Raw genomic sequence first — 18,327 nt, 5'->3', positions numbered from 1 at the left:
ATAGGTGGATATCCAGTGGTTATACATGTTGATTGGCAGTTTAAGTGGATTGCTGGGCGGAGGGATTTTCGTCTGGCTTTCTGTTCACCAGCGAATTCAACAGAAAGAGTTGGAACTGCGTGAACTGCATAGTCAGCTTGCTATCAGCCATGAAAAGTTAGAACAGTCCCGCTATTGGCGTACTGAGTGTGAGCAATTAAATCAAGAACTGCTGGCGCAGCGCGAAATCAACAGCGTACAGGAAGTTGAATTACGTGAATTAAGCACACGGCTTGAAGAGAGCAGGCTGGCCGCAGAAGAAAAACAGCGTCTATTGATCAATAGTGAACAACGCCTCAATACCCAATTTGAAAATCTCGCCAATCGTATTTTTGAGCAGAATCGGCGCCGTACCGATGAATACAGCCGCCAAAGCCTTAATGACCTCTTGATGCCTTTTCGCGAGCAGCTTGACGGGTTCCGCAGTCAAGTACAGGACAGTTTCGGACAGGAAGCTCGCGAACGCCATACTCTGACCCATGAAATCCGCAATCTCCAGCAACTTAATGCACAAATGGCAAAAGAGGCGATCAACCTGACGAAAGCCCTGAAAGGGGATAATAAAATGCAGGGTGATTGGGGCGAAATGGTGTTGGCTCGCGTTTTGGAATCTTCTGGTTTACGTGAAGGGTATGAATTTCATACACAGGTCAACATTAAAACAGAAAACGGTGAGCGCTTTCAGCCTGATGTCATCGTGCATTTGCCACAGGAAAAAGATGTCATTATTGATGCCAAAATGTCACTGATCGCCTATGAACGTTACTTTAACAGCGATGATGACACGCAGCAGGCACAGGCGTTACAGGAGCATATAAACTCAATCAAAGGACATATTCGGGGACTAAGCCGGAAAGATTATCAACAATTGCCCGGCTTACGGTCGCTGGATTATGTTTTGATGTTTATCCCCGTAGAACCGGCTTATCTGGTGGCTCTCAATCAAGCACCTGAATTACTGGATGAAGCATTGAAACATAATATTATGCTGGTTAGTCCATCAACACTTCTGGTTGCAGTGCGTACCATTAATAATCTTTGGCGCTATGAATATCAGAGCCAGAATGCACGCCTTATTGCGGACAAAGCAACCAGAATGTATGACAAAATGCGGTTGTTTGTGGATGATATGCAAGGGTTGGGACACAGCCTCAATAAAGCACAGGAGAGTTACCATTTGGCAATGAAAAAACTGGCTGAAGGGCGGGGAAACCTGATTAGCCAGGCTGAAGGATTCCGTGATTTAGGTATTGATGTTAAGCGCCCTATTGATTCACAGCTTATTGATAAATCTTTCCAATCATTGCAGGTTAATGAGTGAAGTGTGGATAGGGTTTTGTCAGAAAGGCTGGTACACTTGCTATAAATTTTTTTGAATAAAAAGCGGGCAAATAACATGGCTGATCAATCGAAAAAAACTACAGATTTTGGTTTCCGCACCGTAGAAAAAGATGAAAAACAAAATATGGTGGCCGAGGTATTTCACTCTGTCGCTTCAAAATACGACTTGATGAATGATTTGATGTCATTTGGCATTCATCGCATCTGGAAACGTTTCACCATCGATGCAAGTGGAATTCGCCGTGGTCATAAAGTGTTGGATCTTGCGGGAGGAACGGGGGATCTGACGGCGAAGTTTTCCCGTATCGTGGGAGAAAAAGGTGAAGTCGTATTGGCAGATATCAACGAATCGATGTTGAAAGTCGGGCGTGAGAAACTACGTGATATCGGTATCGTGGGCAATGTTAATTATGTTCAGGCTAATGCTGAAGAATTGCCTTTTCCAGACAATCACTTTGACTGTATTACCATCTCTTTTGGCTTGCGCAATGTGACGGATAAAGAAAAAGCCTTGCGTTCTATGTGCCGAGTACTTAAACCGGGCGGGCGTCTTTTAGTGCTGGAATTCTCCAAACCCGTACTGGCACCTTTGAGCAAAGTTTATGATGCTTATTCGTTCCATGTCTTACCTCGAATTGGCCAGATGATTGTCAAGGACGCGGACAGTTACCGCTACCTGACAGAATCCATCCGTATGCACCCTGATCAGGAAACATTAAAAACCATGATGGAAGAAGCAGGCTTTGACCAAGTTTCTTACACTAATATGACCGGGGGGATCGTTGCACTGCATAAAGGATTCAAATTCTGAAATGGAGACTCCCGAATTAAGTGATAACCTGAATTCTACGGTGTTGTTTCCGGTGCTGACTGCGTTTCTGGAAACGACTCTGAATCATCTTCTGTACCGTGAAACTGTATTGAAGTCTGCCCGCATGAGGCTGGCAGGTAAGGTACTGTCCATCGAATTGAAAGAAATTAAAACACCACTGGTATTGATATTCAGTGAAAAACAGGTGGATGTTTTGAGCCAATGGTCAGAGTCTGCCGACTGTTCGATGAAAACGACGTTCACCGCGTTACTCAAATTGCGAGATCGTCAGTGTCTTTCATCTCTGATTAACAGTGGTGAAATCGTTATCGAAGGGGATATGCAAGTTATGCAGCAATGGTCGGCTCTGCTGGATATGTCTGAGTGGGATCCTGCTCATTATCTTTCCCCTTATGTTGGCGATATTGTGGCAGAAGGCCTCAGTCGGGTGATGAAGGAAGGCGTTAAATTTGCCAGCAATGCGATTACAAGGCAGAAAACCTATCTTACGGAATCATTGACGGAAGAGTGGCGAATGGCACCCAACCCGCTGGAAGTGGCTTACTTCAGTGAAGAAGTCAATGCGGTTGCCAATGATATGTCTCATATGGAAAAACGGCTGGCGGCACTGGAGGGAAAATATGACTCCCAGTGAAATAAAACGCCTTTACTTTATTGTTCGGGTCTTTCTTTCCTATGGTCTGGATGAACTGATCCCCAATATTCGTCTGACATGGCCGTTACGTTTCGGGCGTTATTTCCTGTTCTGGCTCCCCAATCGACACAAGGATAAACCACTCGGTGAGCGGTTACGTCTGGCATTGCAAGAACTTGGCCCAGTGTGGATCAAGTTTGGTCAAATGCTCTCTACCCGTCGGGATCTGTTTCCTCCGGCTATCGCCGATCAACTCTCGATGTTGCAGGATCGGGTCGTTTCTTTTGATGGCGCAGTGGCTCGCAAATCCATTGAAACTGCTTTGGGTGGACCGCTGGAAACATGGTTTGATGATTTTGATTCACAGCCATTAGCTTCAGCTTCTATTGCACAGGTACATACTGCTCGGCTTAAGGAGAATGGCAAGAAAGTTGTCCTTAAGGTGATCCGTCCAGATATCCTGCCTGTTATCAAAGCAGATGTCCGTTTAATGTACCGTATGGCGCATCTGGTTCCTTTACTGCCCAATGGCTATCGTCTTCGCCCGCGTGAAGTTGTGCGTGAGTACGAAAAAACGTTGCTTGATGAACTGAATTTATTGCGTGAAGCAGCAAATGCGATCCAACTGCGCCGCAATTTTGAAGATAGCTCAATGCTTTACGTGCCAGAAGTTTATCCTGATTATTGTCGGGAAAATGTACTGGTCATGGAGCGTATTTATGGCATTCCCGTGTCAGACATTGCTACATTGGAAGCGCGGAATACGGATATGAAACTGCTTGCTGAACGTGGTGTTCAGGTGTTCTTCACGCAGGTATTTCGTGACAGTTTTTTCCATGCGGATATGCATCCCGGCAATATTTTTGTCAGTTATGAACGGCCGGAAGATCCGACTTATATCGGCATTGATTATGGTATTGTTGGCTCATTGAACAAAGACGATAAGCGCTATTTGGCAGAAAACTTCATTGCTTTCTTCAATCGTGATTACCGCAGAGTGGCTGAACTTCATGTGGATTCTGGTTGGGTTCCAGCCGATATCAATGTGGAAGATTTCGAGTTTGCTATCCGTACTGTCTGTGAACCCATTTTTGAAAAGCCGCTGGCTGAAATCTCATTTGGTCATGTCCTGTTGAATCTCTTCAATACAGCTCGTCGTTTTAATATGGCGGTTCAACCTCAGTTGGTTTTGCTGCAAAAAACGCTGCTGTATATTGAAGGCCTGGGGCGCCAGCTTTATCCTCAGCTTGATTTATGGAAAACGGCAAAACCTTTTCTGGAAGACTGGTTACACGATCAGGTTGGCATTCCGGCGATTGTGCGCGCATTTAAAGAAAAAGCGCCATATTGGGCTGAAAAATTACCGGAATTCCCTGAGCTGGTTTATGGCGCTCTTCAACAGCATAAACGTTTGCAGACGAGCATTGATCAGATATCGCAACAATTACAGAAACAACAGGTCAGCCAGAAAAAATCTCTCTATTTACTGGGGATCGGTGCGACATTGTTTATCTGTGGTAGTCTGTTTTTCATGACTGACCAGATTCATCTATCGTGGTGGTTGATGGGGGCGGCAGTCATATCGTGGATATTTGGTTGGCGCAGGCTTAAGTAAAGGTTATTTTGCCGTAGCCTTAATAGTGTGGTTGCGGTATTTTCGAACAAAAGTTCGTGGTTTATAATGAAAATATTAGTCGTTATTATTCCCTATGAATAGAGGTCAGTCATGATAAGCATCCCACAATTACTCATTATTGCTGTCATTGTCGTATTGCTGTTTGGCACCAATAAGCTTCGCTCCCTGGGTTCAGACTTGGGAGCATCGATCAAAGGTTTTAAAAAAGCGATAAGTGATGATGAAAAGCCAGATCAGGCTGAAAAAAATAGTCATGATGCTGATTTTGAGACCAAAAGTATTGCTGAAAAATCCACTGTTGCCGAGTCTGAAAAATCAGAGAGCAAAAATAAAGAGCAGGTATAAACCGTGTTTGACATTGGTTTTAGCGAACTGCTGCTGGTGATGGTGATTGGTCTGGTTGTTTTGGGGCCAGAACGCTTGCCTATAGCAGTCAAAACAGTGGCTGGCTGGATACGGGTATTACGCTCGCTGGCGGCTAATGTCCAGAATGAACTTGCTCAGGAGCTAAAAGTGCAAGAGCTTCAGGACAGCTTGAAAAAAATGGAAGAAAAAGCAGATTTGCAATCACTGTCCCCAGAATTAAAGGCATCGATGGACGAGTTAAGGGAGGCTGCTGAATCACTGAAAAAATCGTATCAGCTGACTCCTGACGAGGCTAAAGCGTTAGAAGAGGATGAAACACATTTTCACTCTTCTGCATCTCACTCAGTATCAGAACCGACGTCAAAACAAAATAAAAATCAATCTCCTGAAAAAGCCAATAGTGAACACTAAAACATGTCTGTGGATGATACCCAACCTCTTATCGGTCACTTGATTGAGCTGCGTAAGCGGATTTTAAATAGTTTGATTACCGTGCTGGTGATTTTTTTGGCACTGGTTTATTTTTCTAATGATATTTATCGGCTTATTGCTGCACCGTTAATGGAACAATTACCGAAGGGAGCAAATATGATTGCGACAGATGTCGCATCGCCTTTCTTCACGCCAATCAAACTGACTATTATGGTGTCTATCGTTGTGTCGGCACCGATGATCCTGTATCAGGTATGGGCATTTATTGCGCCAGCATTATATAAACACGAGCGCCGTTTGATCATGCCCCTGCTGTTTTCCAGCAGTGTACTGTTTTATCTGGGCATGGCATTTGCTTACTTTGTGGTATTTCCCATTGCATTTGGTTTTTTTGTCAAAACAGTGCCAGCAGGGGTGGTCATTTCGACAGATATCAGTAATTACCTGAGTTTTGTCATGGCCCTATTTATGGCGTTTGGTGTCTCATTTGAGGTGCCGGTCGCCATTATTCTGTTGTGTTGGAGTGGCGTTGTAACGCCTGAATCCCTGAAAAGAAAACGCCCTTACATTTTGGTTGGTGCGTTTGTGGTTGGCATGTTGCTAACACCTCCGGATGTTTTCTCGCAAACTTTGCTGGCTATCCCGATGTATCTGCTATTTGAAGTGGGGATTCTGCTTTCTCAGTTTTATGTGGGTGGACGAAAATTAGACAGAGCAGAAAACGAATCTGAATATGATGAAGGTAACAATCCAGAAAAATAACTAGCCATCTGCCATTGATGGTTATCGCTAACTGAATGATGGTGTTAAGATTATCAGCGGAGCGATGACAAAATTAACCCAGCGTGTTGTCGCTGGGTTTTACATTAGGAGAGCAGTAATGAGCTATGCATTTCCAGGTACGTTTCCTGGTCGTCGTATGCGCCGTGTACGTCGTCATGATTTTTCCCGCCGTCTGGTTGCTGAAAATCAACTCACTGTCAATGATCTGATTTATCCTGTTTTTGTTATGGAAGGAACCAATCAACGTCAAGAAGTGTCTTCTATGCCAGGAGTGTATCGTCTGACAATCGATCTTTTGTTGAAAGAAGCGGAAGAGATTGCCCGACTGGGTATTCCTGTTTTGTCTCTGTTCCCAGTCATTGAAGCAGACAAAAAATCACTGGATGCGCAGGAAGCCTATAACCCTGATGGTTTGATTCAGCGCTCTATTCGCGCATTGAAAGATGCGGTTCCTGAGCTGGGATTGTTGACAGATGTGGCACTGGACCCATTTACCACGCATGGACAGGATGGTGTCATTGATCAGGATGGGTATGTCATCAATGATATTACCAAAGCGATTCTGGTTAAGCAGGCGCTATCCCATGCTGAAGCAGGGGCTGAAATCGTTGCGCCGAGCGATATGATGGATGGCCGTATTGGTGCCATTCGTGATCAGCTTGAGGTCGATGGCCATATCAACACGCAGATTATGGCTTACTCAGCCAAATATGCCTCCTGTTACTATGGGCCATTCAGAGATGCAATTGGCTCTAGCGGTAATTTGAAAGGCGGCAATAAGATGACCTATCAGATGGACCCCGCAAACAGCGATGAAGCGTTGCAGGAAATTGCACAGGATTTGCAAGAAGGAGCGGATAGCGTCATGGTTAAACCTGGTATGCCTTATCTGGATGTGATCCGTAGGGTGAAAGATACTTTTGGTGTGCCAACATTCGCTTATCAAGTTTCTGGCGAATATGCGATGCATATGGCTGCTATCCAAAATGGCTGGTTGAAAGAACAGCCAGCCATTATGGAATCACTGCTGTGCTTCAAACGTGCGGGTGCCGATGGCGTACTGACTTATTTTGCCAAGCGTGTAGCACAATGGTTGCATGAGCAGAAATACTGATTATTTTTAATAAAATAGATAAAAAACAGATAATAAAAACGGGCAAAATAGCCCGTTTTCGCTGATTAAATTTTAATGAATTGTTTATTATCCAATGCCTTGGATACTTCTTTATTGAGAATATTCAACAAGAGAATTGAGCGGGTTTCTCCATCTGGTTCATTATAAATTGCTTGAATACCTTCGAAAATCCCTTCAGTTATCAGCACGGTATCGCCAGTAATTGGGGTTTCAGGTGCAATATATTCCTGTTCCGTTGCGGACATCAATTCATCAATCAACGTTTGTGGGACAACAGCAGGGTAAGTGCTGAAACGAATAAAATGATTGACGCCTCGTGTTGAATTGATAGTCGTGGTATGAATAATCTCTGGATCAAAATTCACAAAAAGGTAATTGGGAAAAAGGGGTTCAGTGACGGTAGTTCTTTTACCCCGAACGATTTTTTCAATTTTGGCTGTAGGTGTCAGGCAAATAACATCCTGTCTCTCTAAATTTCCTATTGCTCGAGAAATTTGCCCGCGTTTACAGTACAGAAGATACCAGTTTCCCATAATATTCCGACTCCATTACACAATATGTCTAGCATAACAAAACCAGGGCTTCAGGATCATCAATAAAGTCAGAGTGTGTTTAACGTGTATACCTAATAGATTGCAAATTGCAGCGCAGTGGCAAGTGAATGAACGCAGTCAACAAAACAGCAATTTGAAAAATGAATGAAGGATTCAAATTTTTCCAGCATGGTAAAACATTCCCTGAACAATGTGATACACAGGCATTAGTTGATTGGATACCATTTTGCTGCATCTGAGCAGTTAAACTTACAAAATCGGAATAAATGCATTTATTTTTAGTCAGTTATGAGTTTGCCTTGTAACCATCATGGGAGGGTTTATAATGTTCTTCCTCCTTAAAAACCGGCACAAATGAATAATATGAAATACCGTGATCTACGAGACTTTCTTTCCTTGTTGGAACAATCAGGTGAATTAAAACGAATCCGTATGGAGGTTGATCCTTATCTGGAAATGACGGAAATCGCGGATCGTACTCTTCGTGCCGGTGGCCCTGCCTTATTATTTGAAAATCCAAAAGGGTATTCAATGCCAGTATTATGCAATCTGTTTGGGACACCTAAGCGGGTTGCTATGGGAATGGGGCAGGATGATGTCAAGGCATTGCATGATGTCGGCAAGTTACTGGCTTTCCTCAAAGAGCCAGAGCCGCCAAAAGGTTTTCGTGATCTGGTCGATAAGCTGCCTAAGTTCAAGCAAGTTCTGAATATGCCAACTAAGCGCCTCAATTCTGCACCTTGTCAGGAGCAAGTCTGGACGGGAGATGAGGTTGATCTCACCCGTATTCCTGTTATGCATTGCTGGCCAGAAGATGCTGCACCATTGATAACATGGGGGCTTACTGTTACCAGAGGGCCAAATAAAGAGCGCCAGAATTTGGGTATTTACCGTCAGCAGGTTCTGGGTAAAAACAAGCTCATTATGCGTTGGTTATCACACCGTGGTGGAGCGCTCGATTTTCAAGAATGGTGCCAGGCACATCCGGGAGAGCGTTTCCCTGTTTCTGTTGCGTTGGGTGCTGATCCTGCCACGATATTGGGTGCTGTGACTCCAATTCCTGATACTTTATCTGAATATGCCTTTGCTGGGTTGTTGCGTGGGCATAAAACGGAAGTGGTTAAGTGCCTGTCCAATGATCTGGAAGTTCCTGCCAGTGCGGAAATTATCCTTGAAGGGTATATTGAACCGGACGAAATGGCACCGGAAGGGCCATATGGCGATCACACTGGTTATTACAATGAAGTGGATATGTTCCCAGTATTCACTATCACCCATATCACTCAGCGCCGTGACGCTATTTACCATTCTACTTATACTGGCCGTCCACCGGATGAGCCTGCTGTACTGGGCGTGGCGTTGAATGAAGTTCTGGTGCCAATACTGCAAAAACAATTTCCTGAAATTGTCGATTTTTATCTGCCACCAGAGGGGTGCTCCTATCGGCTTGCTGTCGTTACGATGAAAAAACAATATGCAGGCCATGCCAAGCGGGTCATGATGGGAGTCTGGTCATATCTACGGCAGTTTATGTACACAAAATTTATTATCGTTTGTGATGATGACATCAACGCGCGAGATTGGAATGATGTCATTTGGGCGATAACTACGCGAATGGACCCGCAGCGAGATACTGTCTTAATGGAAAATACACCGATCGACTATCTCGATTTTGCATCACCGGTTTCTGGGTTAGGCTCAAAAATGGGATTGGATGCAACCAATAAATGGCCAGGAGAGACACAAAGGGAATGGGGGCGCCCGATAGTTATGAGTGATGAAATTCGCGCCCGTGTCGATGAAATTTGGGATCAATTAGAAATTTTGAAGCGATAAGAGGGAACGCATGACAACACTGAGCTGTAAAGTCACATCGGTTGACTCCATTACAGATACCGTTTATCGGGTTCATTTATTACCTGATTCGCCTTTTTCTTTTCGTGCGGGGCAATACCTGATGGTAGTTATGGATGAAAGAGATAAGCGTCCGTTCTCCATGGCATCGCCACCATCAGAAAAACAGACGATCGAGTTGCATATTGGGGCTTCTGAGTTAAACCTGTATGCAATGGCGGTGATGGACAGGATCCTGGATCAGAAAGTGATCGATATCGATATTCCACATGGTCAGGCATGGTTTCGTGAAGACAGTGAAAACCCGATGTTATTGATTGCCGGGGGAACTGGATTCTCTTATACCCGCTCTATTTTATTGTCAGCACTGGAAAAAAATCCGAACCGTGATATCTCGATCTACTGGGGAGGGCGTGAATTACATCATCTCTATGATCTGGGTGAATTGCAGGGGTTGAGTGAGCGTTATCCCAATCTGGCTGTGATTCCTGTGGTTGAACAGGTTGATGAATACTGGCAGGGCAGAACGGGTACGGTCTTGAGTGCAGTCTTAGAAGATTTTGGCAGTTTGGCGAACCATGACATTTATATTGCTGGGCGCTTTGAAATGGCCAAAATTGCCCGTGAACGCTTTTGTAGTGAACGTGATGCGTCTATTGATCGCATGTATGGGGATGCGTTTGAGTTTATCTGATCTGAGTGTTTTTGATCCGGCTGTTCGATAACAATAAAAAAACCCGCCCCTGACAGGCGGGAAACTACGGCAACAACTTATTCGAGTGATGCAATAGATAAGACAGACAAGGGAAAATGTTAAAAATCTCAATCAGTCAGATACTGAACAGCTAAACTCTCTCGATAATTGTAGCAATACCTTGCCCTAACCCAATACACATGGTTGCCAGCCCGAACTGTACATCTTTGCGTTCCATCAGGTTAAGCAGGGTAGTTGTGATGCGTGCGCCAGAACAGCCTAATGGGTGGCCGAGAGCAATTGCACCACCGTTCAGGTTAATCCTATCGTCCATACTATCCAGCAGATTCAATCCTTTCATACAGGCCAGTGATTGGGCTGCAAATGCTTCGTTTAATTCAATAAGGCCAATGTCAGCAAGGCTCAAGCCTGCTTTTTTCAATGCCATCTGTGTTGCAGGTACAGGGCCATAACCCATGATGGAAGGATCACAGCCAACAACTGCCATCGAACGAATTCGGGCACGTGCTTTCAACCCTAACTCGTTGGCTTTGCTTTCACTCATGATGAGCATCGCAGATGCGCCATCTGAAAGTGCTGAAGAGTTACCCGCTGTGACACTGCCTGTGACAGGATCAAAGACAGGCCGCAGCCCAGCCAGATTTTTCAGGTTGGTATCTGGACGAATCACTTCATCAAAATCGATGAACTTCAGGTTGCCATCAGCATCGTGCCCATGAATTGGTGCGATTTCGTTAGCGAACGCTTTTGATTCTGTCGCTTGTGCGGCGAGTAGATGAGAGCGCAGGGCGAATTCATCTTGCATTTCGCGGCTGATACCGTGCATTTTTGCCAGCATTTCTGCGGTCAAGCCCATAACACCTGCGGCTTTAGCAACATTGCGGCTTAATTTTGGATGAAAATCAACACCGTGAGTCATGGGAATATGCCCCATATGCTCAACACCGCCAATCATCGCAATGTTGGCATCGCCAGTCATGATCATGCGAGCACCGTCATGCAATGACTGCATTGAAGAACCACACAGACGGTTAACGGTCACCGCAGGGACCGAATGGGGAATGCCTGCCAGCAATGCGGAATTACGGGCGATATTGAACCCCTGTTCCAGTGTTTGTTGCACACACCCCCAAGAGATATCGTCGATATGCTCAGGCTGTACTGACGGGTTGCGCTTGAGTATTGATTTCATCAGATGTGCGGAGAGATCTTCGGCACGGACCTGACGGAATACACCACCTTTTGAGCGCCCCATTGGGGTACGAATACCATCAATAATGACTACGTTTTCCATGTTTTCAGACCTCACGCTTTTTCACCTGGATTAACAGCAATTTTGGCTGCGGCAGGGTAGTAACTTTCATTGCTTTCGGATTTCGCTTTCAGGCCAGCGGGAACTTGATACATTGCGCCTAAGTGGGCATAACGCTCAGCCAGTTTCACATAAGCTGCGGTTCCCATCGTATCCAGATAGCGGAAAACACCACCGTGGAATGGAGGGAAGCCTAAACCATAAACCAGCGCCATATCTGCTTCCGCAGGACTGGCAATGACACCTTCTTCCAAGCAGCGAACGACTTCGTTAATCATCGGGATCATGGTACGGGCAATGATATCTTCGCCAGAGAAAACCTGTTTCGGTTGACTGATACCTGCCAGCAGTTGATCGACGGTTTCATCCTGCTCTTTTTTCGGCTTGCCTTTTTTGTCTTGAGTGTATTTATAGAAACCCACGTCATTTTTCTGGCCGTAACGCTGATTTTCAAATAATACATCAATGGCATCGTGATAATCGCGAGTCATGCGCTCTGGAAAACCTTGTGCCATGACCGCTTGAGCATGATGGGCGGTATCAATGCCAACAACGTCGATGAGATATGCAGGACCCATCGGCCAGCCAAACTCTTTCTCCATGATCTTGTCGATTTGACGGAAATCACCGCCATCGCGCAGTAACATGCCGAAGCCTGCCAGATAAGGGAACAATACGCGGTTGACGAAAAAGCCTGGGCAATCATTGACAACAATCGGTGTTTTGCCCATTTTGCTGGCGTAAGCCACAACAGTCGAAATGGCCTTGTCTGAGGTTTTTTCTCCACGGATGATTTCAACCAGCGGCATACGGTGAACTGGATTGAAAAAATGCATACCACAGAAATTTTCCGGCCGTTTCAGTGATTTTGCCAATTCAGTGATTGGGATTGTGGAGGTATTGGAGGCTAGAATGCAATCATCGTTGATATGTGATTCTGTTTCTGCCAAGACCGCAGCTTTAATCTTCGGATTCTCAACAACGGCTTCGACAACAATCTGAGATTGTTCAATGCCCGCATAACTGAGTGTTGGTTGAATGGATGACAGAATCTTAGCCATTTTCATAGCATCCAGACGTCCACGCTCAAATTGCTTATGCAATAACTTAGCGGCTTCATTGACTCCTAAATCCAGCGCTTTCTGATTAATGTCTTTCATCAGAACAGGAACGCCTTTGCGTGCAGATTGATAGGCGATACCACCACCCATGATACCTGCACCCAGTACCGTTGCATGCTGTGGCACTGTGACTTCTTTCAGATGTTTTTTCGCCAGACCTTTGACATATTGGTCATTCAGGAAGATGCCGACCAAGGCACGGGCAACAGTGGTATGAGCCAGTGGAACAAAACTTTCTGCTTCTAGTTTCAAGGCTTCATCACGACCCAATGTCGCTGCTTTTTCAATAGTTTTTACAGCAGTAATTGGCGCTGGGTAGTGTGGGCCTGCGACTTTCATCACCATTCCTTTCGCCACGGTGAAGCTCATGGTGCGTTCAACATCATTGAGGTTCAGTGGGGAAAGTTTAGGTTGGCGGACGGCTTGCCAATCCAGATCGCCTATGATGGCCTGTTCCAGAATAGAAACAGCAGCATCTACCAGCTTTTCAGTCGGCACAACGGCATCAACCAGGCCATTTTTTAGCGCGTCTTCTGCACCAATATCTTTGCCTGCTGTAATAATTTCGAGAGCGTTATCTGGGCCAATTAAACGTGGCAGGCGAACAGAACCACCAAAGCCCGGCATAATGCCTAATTTAGTTTCTGGTAATCCGATGCGAAGATCTGGGGATGCAACACGAAAGTCAGTTGACAGCACTACCTCACAACCACCGCCAAGTGCATAGCCGTTGATCGCAGAAATAGTAGGAACAGGGAGATCTTCAATACGGTTGAAAATATCATTGGCGAACTTCAGCCATTCCTGAAGTTTTTCTTTTGGTGCATCAAATAATGATAAGAATTCTGTGATGTCTGCACCAACAATAAAGGCTTGTTTTTCAGAACGTAGTAACAGCCCTTTTAATTCAGTTTGTTGTTCAAGGACGGCAACCGCTTTATCCAATGAAGCAACGGTTTTTGTATCTAATTTATTAATTGCAGCTGGTGCATTGAAGATCAGTTCTGCAATGCCATCTTTCAGCCAGTTTACTTGAATAGTGTCACTTAGGTAGAGCATGTCAATCTCCTCAATGAGTGCATACCATCTGGTATGACCAGATACGGTTGATTGTGATTAGTGTGTTAATCGAATGCAAATCAATGATGAATTTTTTGTAGAGTGGATCACAGGTAAGATTTATGATGGACGACAATATTTTTTATTATAGTTATGAAAAATATAAATATTGTCAGTCAACTGCGCTAAGGTGAGATTTCCCCATGGTGACACCAAAAATAATGAATTGTGGTAAGATTTATACTCCTGCCAGATAATCAAAAGGTTTATGAAGATGGAAAAGTTGGCATCCCTGTATCACGAACATATTAAAATATTACAAAGACGTGCCCGCGAAATACTGACACGAAATCAGCTTGACGCTCTACTTATTCACTCTGGCGAGTCATTACGTGTTTTTCTGGATGACTGCCATTATCCTTTCAAGGTAAATGCACACTTCAAGGCTTGGGTGCCTGTGACTAAAGTACCCGATTGCTGGTTATGGATTGATGGTGTTAATAAACCCAAACTCTGGTTTTATTCTCCCGTGGATTACTGGCATAGCGTGGAGGCTTTGCCCAATAGCCACTGGACTGAAGAAGTCGAGTTGATCCGTCTGGCAAAAGCCGATGATATCAAAGCAGAATTGAGTGGCTTATCAAAACAGAATACAGCTTATATTGGTGAGCAGACTGAGCGTGCAAAGGATTTGGGTATTCTCGAACATAATATCAATCCCAAAATGGTCTTGGATTATTTGAGTTACCATCGCTCATATAAAACAGATTACGAGCTGGTTTGTATGCGTGAAGCGCAGAAAACTGCCGTGAATGGTCATCTGGCCGCATACGACGCGTTTACATCTGGTGTGAGCGAGTTCGAAATCAATATGTTCTATTTGATGGCAACAGGGCACCGCGATACAGATGTCCCTTATAATAATATTATTGCCCTGAATGAAAATGCGGCGGTCTTGCATTACACCAAATTACAACAGACTGTACCTTCTGAAATTCGCAGTTTCTTGATTGATGCTGGTGCAGAATATAATGGCTACGCTGCTGATATCACCAGAACTTATGCAGCAAAACATAACAACGATTTCGCTTCATTGATTAAAGATTTAAATGATGAACAACAAGCGCTTATTGGCTCGATCAAGGCGGGTATTCGGTATACCGATTATCATATCAATATGCATCGTCGCATAGCCAAGTTGCTAAAAAAACACGGAATCATTAATGGAATCACTGAAGAAACTATGGTTGAGAAAGGGCTGACAACGCCATTTTTCCCACATGGGCTAGGCCATCCACTGGGTTTGCAGGTGCATGACGCTGCCGGATTCATGCAGGATGATACCGGAACCCATCTGGCCGCGCCGACATTACATCCTTACCTGCGTTGTACACGTATTTTGGAGCCGAGGATGGTTTTGACCATTGAACCGGGTATTTATTTCATTGAAACTTTATTGGCACCGTGGCGTGAAAATGAATACAGCAAACATTTCGACTGGAAAAAAATCGACATGTTTAAGCTTTATGGTGGTATTCGCATTGAAGATAACATCGTTATTCACGATGGAAAAATTGAAAATATGACCAGAGATTTACAGTTGTCATAATGAAGCCTTATTTGATCCCTGCGGCTTCAGTCAATTTCACTGAAGAAATAAAGAAAAGTCGCTTCATCACTCTGCTGGAACACACCAGCGGGGTGAATGAGGCAAAGTTATTTATCCAGAGCATCAAGGAGCAATACCCGGATGCCCGACACCATTGCTGGGCTTTTGTGGCAGGTGCGCCGGATGATTCGCAGCAATTAGGTTTTTCAGATGATGGAGAACCGACGGGAACTGCCGGTAAGCCCATGATCGCGCAATTAATAGGAAGCGGAGTGGGAGAAATCACTGCCGTGTCAGTTCGCTATTTTGGTGGCATCAAACTTGGCACGGGAGGATTGGTAAAAGCCTATGGCAATGGTGTGCAGCAGGCACTGAAATTACTGGAAACAGAATACAAAGTACCGCAGAAACTGTATCAATTGCAGTGTGAATATGCCCATATCTCGATGGTGGAACAATTGCTACAAAAATTTTCAGGGCAAGTGATTGCCAGTGAATATGCGGAAAACGTTACATTGCAAGTTTCACTGCCAGCTACCCTTGCGGGGGAAATAGGTGATAAATTACGTGACTTAAGCCGTGGTGCTCTGTTTTTAACACCAAAATCATAATTATTTTGTCCTACCGGATTTTTGAGGAACCAGCCGAATGCATTTTCGCGCCATAACCCGTATTGTCGGGCTACTTGTCATTCTTTTCTCTGTCACAATGATTATTCCGGGATTGGTGGCATTGATTTATCGAGATGGCGCGGGTAGGGCATTCAGCCAGACATTTATCTTTGCTCTCGTGATTGGTTTAATGTTATGGGTGCCTAATCGGAACCAAAAACATGATCTTAAACCGAAAGAGGGATTTTTGATCGTCGTCCTGTTCTGGACCGTTCTGGGGAGTGTCGGTGCATTACCTTTCATTTTCTCAGAGAAACCCAACCTTTCAGTGACTGATGCCTTTTTTGAATCATTTTCAGGCTTGACGACAACAGGGGCAACCACGCTTGTTGGTCTCGACTCTCTGCCGAAAGCTATCCTCTTCTATCGACAAATGCTGCAATGGCTTGGGGGAATGGGGATCATCGTATTAGCTGTTGCGATTCTGCCCTTGCTCGGTGTCGGGGGAATGCAGCTGTATCGGGCAGAAATGCCGGGGCCGTTGAAAGACAATAAAATGCGCCCCCGCATTGCGGAGACTGCAAAAACACTCTGGCTGATCTACGTCTTGCTGACCATTGCCTGTGCAATAGCGTTATGGGCGGCGGGCATGTCGATATTCGATGCGATTTCCCATAGTTTTTCTACAATCGCGATTGGTGGGTTTTCGACACATGATGCCAGCATCGGTTTTTTTAATAGCCCGGCTATTAATACCATTATTGCGATTTTCCTGCTGATCTCTGGCTGTAATTTTGGTTTGCATTTCGCCGTACTTTCCGGACGAAGTTTGAAAGTTTACTGGCGTGACCCGGAATTCCGCATGTTCATTACCATCCAATTGGCATTACTGGTGATCTGTGTGCTGATATTGTGGCAACAATCCGTTTACGAATCAGAATTAGATGCACTGAATCATGCTTTCTTTCAAGTGGTTTCGATGGCAACCACAGCAGGATTTACAACAGTCAGTTTTGCCAATTGGCCTCTGTTCCTGCCTTTTCTTCTCTTATGTTCTGCATTTATCGGAGGATGTGCGGGATCGACGGGTGGGGGATTGAAAGTTATCCGCATCTTGTTGTTGTTCTTGCAAGGCTCCCGTGAACTAAAACGTCTGGTTCACCCGAACGCCGTATACACCATTAAATTGGGACAAAGAGCATTACCGGAGCGAATTATTGAAGCAGTATGGGGTTTCTTCTCTGCTTATGCGCTGGTTTTTCTTATTAGTATGCTGTTACTGATTGCAACAGGCGTTGATGAATTTTCCGCTTTTTCTGCCATAGCCGCAACATTGAATAACTTGGGGCCAGGGTTGGGAGCCGTCTCTGATAACTTTACCACCATGAATCCGGCGGCTAAATGGATATTGGTCGTAACCATGCTGTTTGGACGTTTGGAAGTTTTCACTCTATTAGTTCTGTTCACACCGACTTTTTGGCGTGAATAACTGTGAAGATGAGTCGTTGTTTAAAAAAGGTGTATTTATGAATTATTTGCTGCTTTATTCCACGCAGGATGGACAGACTAAAAAAATTATTACCTGTATCGCTGAGAATCTCCGTCGAGCAGGTGCTGAGTGTGACTTAAGAGATCTGGCTACAATAAAGCACATTAATCTGAAACCTTATCATAAAGTGATGATAGGGGCGTCGATACGTTATGGCCATTTTAATTCCGTATTACATCAGTTCGCTATTCGACACCAAAAACAATTGAACCAAATGCCGACGGCGTTCTTCGGTGTCAATCTAACGGCGAGAAAACTAGAAAAGAGAACACCAGAAACCAATGCTTATATACGCAAGTTCTTGATAAAAAGCCCTTGGAAGCCAAATTTATGTGATGTCTTTGCTGGCGCGTTGCTTTATCCCCGCTATCGTTGGCTGGATCGCATCATGATTCAGTTTATTATGAGGATGACAGGTGGGGAAACTGATACAACAAAAGAGATTGAATACACTGATTGGGAGCAGGTCGATCTCTTTTCTGGGAAGTTTCTGCAAATATCATGTGAAAAAGAGTCTCAAAAATAGCCTTTTTGCTGGTTGTTACAGCGTTTTGAAGAAAAAAAACACGAACGATAAAAAAATTCAAAAAAACTATTGTCAGGGGCCGAAAAGTCCCTATAATGCGCCACCACTGACCGACGCTGAGCGAAGACACGCCGCGGAGGACAGCGAGAGAAAAGCCCCGAAATAAAGGCTTGACACTCAGCGAGGAAAGCGTAAGATACGCAGCCTCACGACACGGAG

The 18,327-nt window shown here is 44.7% G+C and carries 17 protein-coding genes; 14 read left to right on the top strand and 3 right to left on the bottom strand.

Annotated elements, in window-relative coordinates; genetic code table 11:
• The first annotated feature begins 4 nt into the window (after window positions 1-4).
• The 8 genes from rmuC (at window position 5) to hemB (ending at window position 7,177) form a co-directional block, all read left to right on the top strand.
• Entirely contained in the window at window positions 5-1,360 is a 1,356-nt protein-coding gene (rmuC, locus tag PSI22_RS13510; protein ID WP_273580195.1) for a DNA recombination protein RmuC, read from the top strand.
• A gap of 75 nt (window positions 1,361-1,435) precedes the next feature.
• A complete protein-coding gene (gene ubiE / locus PSI22_RS13505; protein WP_273580194.1) occupies window positions 1,436-2,191 on the top strand; it encodes a bifunctional demethylmenaquinone methyltransferase/2-methoxy-6-polyprenyl-1,4-benzoquinol methylase UbiE in 756 nt (251 codons plus the stop codon).
• A 1-nt stretch (window position 2,192) separates the two neighbouring features.
• The gene (gene ubiJ, locus PSI22_RS13500; protein WP_038191719.1) at window positions 2,193-2,846 is read left to right on the top strand and encodes a ubiquinone biosynthesis protein UbiJ; all 654 of its coding nucleotides are present in this window, start codon (window positions 2,193-2,195) and stop codon (window positions 2,844-2,846) included.
• Window positions 2,833-4,461 carry a ubiquinone biosynthesis regulatory protein kinase UbiB gene (ubiB, locus tag PSI22_RS13495; RefSeq protein ID WP_273580193.1) on the top strand — a complete coding sequence of 543 codons (1,629 nt, stop codon included), beginning with the start codon at window positions 2,833-2,835 and terminating at the stop codon, window positions 4,459-4,461. The genes ubiJ and ubiB overlap by 14 nt, the downstream gene beginning before the upstream one ends.
• A gap of 111 nt (window positions 4,462-4,572) precedes the next feature.
• Entirely contained in the window at window positions 4,573-4,827 is a 255-nt protein-coding gene (gene tatA, locus PSI22_RS13490; RefSeq protein ID WP_038187259.1) for a Sec-independent protein translocase subunit TatA, read from the top strand.
• A 3-nt stretch (window positions 4,828-4,830) separates the two neighbouring features.
• A complete protein-coding gene (gene tatB / locus PSI22_RS13485; protein WP_273580192.1) occupies window positions 4,831-5,259 on the top strand; it encodes a Sec-independent protein translocase protein TatB in 429 nt (142 codons plus the stop codon).
• Window positions 5,260-5,262: 3 nt separating this feature from the next.
• Complete coding sequence (gene tatC / locus PSI22_RS13480) at window positions 5,263-6,042, top strand: Sec-independent protein translocase subunit TatC (protein WP_273580191.1); 780 nt, start codon at window positions 5,263-5,265, stop codon at window positions 6,040-6,042.
• Window positions 6,043-6,160: 118 nt separating this feature from the next.
• The gene (hemB, locus tag PSI22_RS13475) at window positions 6,161-7,177 is read left to right on the top strand and encodes a porphobilinogen synthase (protein ID WP_273580190.1); all 1,017 of its coding nucleotides are present in this window, start codon (window positions 6,161-6,163) and stop codon (window positions 7,175-7,177) included.
• A gap of 65 nt (window positions 7,178-7,242) precedes the next feature.
• On the opposite strand, the gene rfaH is transcribed toward hemB, so the two are convergent.
• Window positions 7,243-7,731: a transcription/translation regulatory transformer protein RfaH gene (gene rfaH / locus PSI22_RS13470; RefSeq protein ID WP_038243836.1), complete on the bottom strand. Its 489-nt coding sequence runs from the start codon at window positions 7,729-7,731 to the stop codon at window positions 7,243-7,245.
• 384 nt (window positions 7,732-8,115) lie between these two features.
• Here rfaH and ubiD point away from each other — a divergent pair, with 384 nt between their 5' ends.
• Entirely contained in the window at window positions 8,116-9,588 is a 1,473-nt protein-coding gene (gene ubiD / locus PSI22_RS13465) for a 4-hydroxy-3-polyprenylbenzoate decarboxylase (RefSeq protein ID WP_038191741.1), read from the top strand.
• Window positions 9,589-9,598: 10 nt separating this feature from the next.
• Window positions 9,599-10,300, top strand: coding sequence for an NAD(P)H-flavin reductase (fre, locus tag PSI22_RS13460; RefSeq protein ID WP_273580189.1), 702 nt, complete (start codon window positions 9,599-9,601; stop codon window positions 10,298-10,300).
• Window positions 10,301-10,451: 151 nt separating this feature from the next.
• Here fre and fadA read toward each other — a convergent pair whose 3' ends face one another.
• Both fadA and fadB read right to left on the bottom strand, forming a co-directional pair.
• On the bottom strand, window positions 10,452-11,615 hold the full coding sequence (gene fadA, locus PSI22_RS13455) for an acetyl-CoA C-acyltransferase FadA (RefSeq protein ID WP_273580188.1): 1,164 nt from the start codon (window positions 11,613-11,615) through the stop codon (window positions 10,452-10,454).
• A gap of 11 nt (window positions 11,616-11,626) precedes the next feature.
• Window positions 11,627-13,813: a fatty acid oxidation complex subunit alpha FadB gene (fadB, locus tag PSI22_RS13450; protein WP_273580187.1), complete on the bottom strand. Its 2,187-nt coding sequence runs from the start codon at window positions 13,811-13,813 to the stop codon at window positions 11,627-11,629.
• Window positions 13,814-14,087: 274 nt separating this feature from the next.
• On the opposite strand from fadB, the gene pepQ reads away from it, so the two are divergent.
• Genes pepQ through hemG form a run of 4 tightly spaced genes read left to right on the top strand, consistent with a single transcriptional unit; the run spans window position 14,088 to window position 18,108 of the window.
• Window positions 14,088-15,422: a Xaa-Pro dipeptidase gene (gene pepQ / locus PSI22_RS13445; protein ID WP_273580186.1), complete on the top strand. Its 1,335-nt coding sequence runs from the start codon at window positions 14,088-14,090 to the stop codon at window positions 15,420-15,422.
• A complete protein-coding gene (locus PSI22_RS13440; protein WP_273580185.1) occupies window positions 15,422-16,033 on the top strand; it encodes an IMPACT family protein in 612 nt (203 codons plus the stop codon). Before pepQ ends, PSI22_RS13440 begins: the two co-directional genes overlap by 1 nt.
• Before the next feature lie 37 nt (window positions 16,034-16,070).
• Entirely contained in the window at window positions 16,071-17,522 is a 1,452-nt protein-coding gene (gene trkH, locus PSI22_RS13435) for a Trk system potassium transporter TrkH (RefSeq protein WP_273580184.1), read from the top strand.
• A 37-nt stretch (window positions 17,523-17,559) separates the two neighbouring features.
• Window positions 17,560-18,108: a menaquinone-dependent protoporphyrinogen IX dehydrogenase gene (hemG, locus tag PSI22_RS13430; protein ID WP_273580183.1), complete on the top strand. Its 549-nt coding sequence runs from the start codon at window positions 17,560-17,562 to the stop codon at window positions 18,106-18,108.
• Window positions 18,109-18,327 lie beyond the last annotated feature (219 nt).

The organism is Xenorhabdus aichiensis (genome assembly GCF_028598775.1).
Taxonomy (GTDB): Bacteria; Pseudomonadota; Gammaproteobacteria; order Enterobacterales; family Enterobacteriaceae; genus Xenorhabdus; species Xenorhabdus bovienii.
The sequence above is the reverse complement of the archived record's forward strand: the minus strand, read 5'-3'. Positions and strand labels throughout refer to the sequence as shown.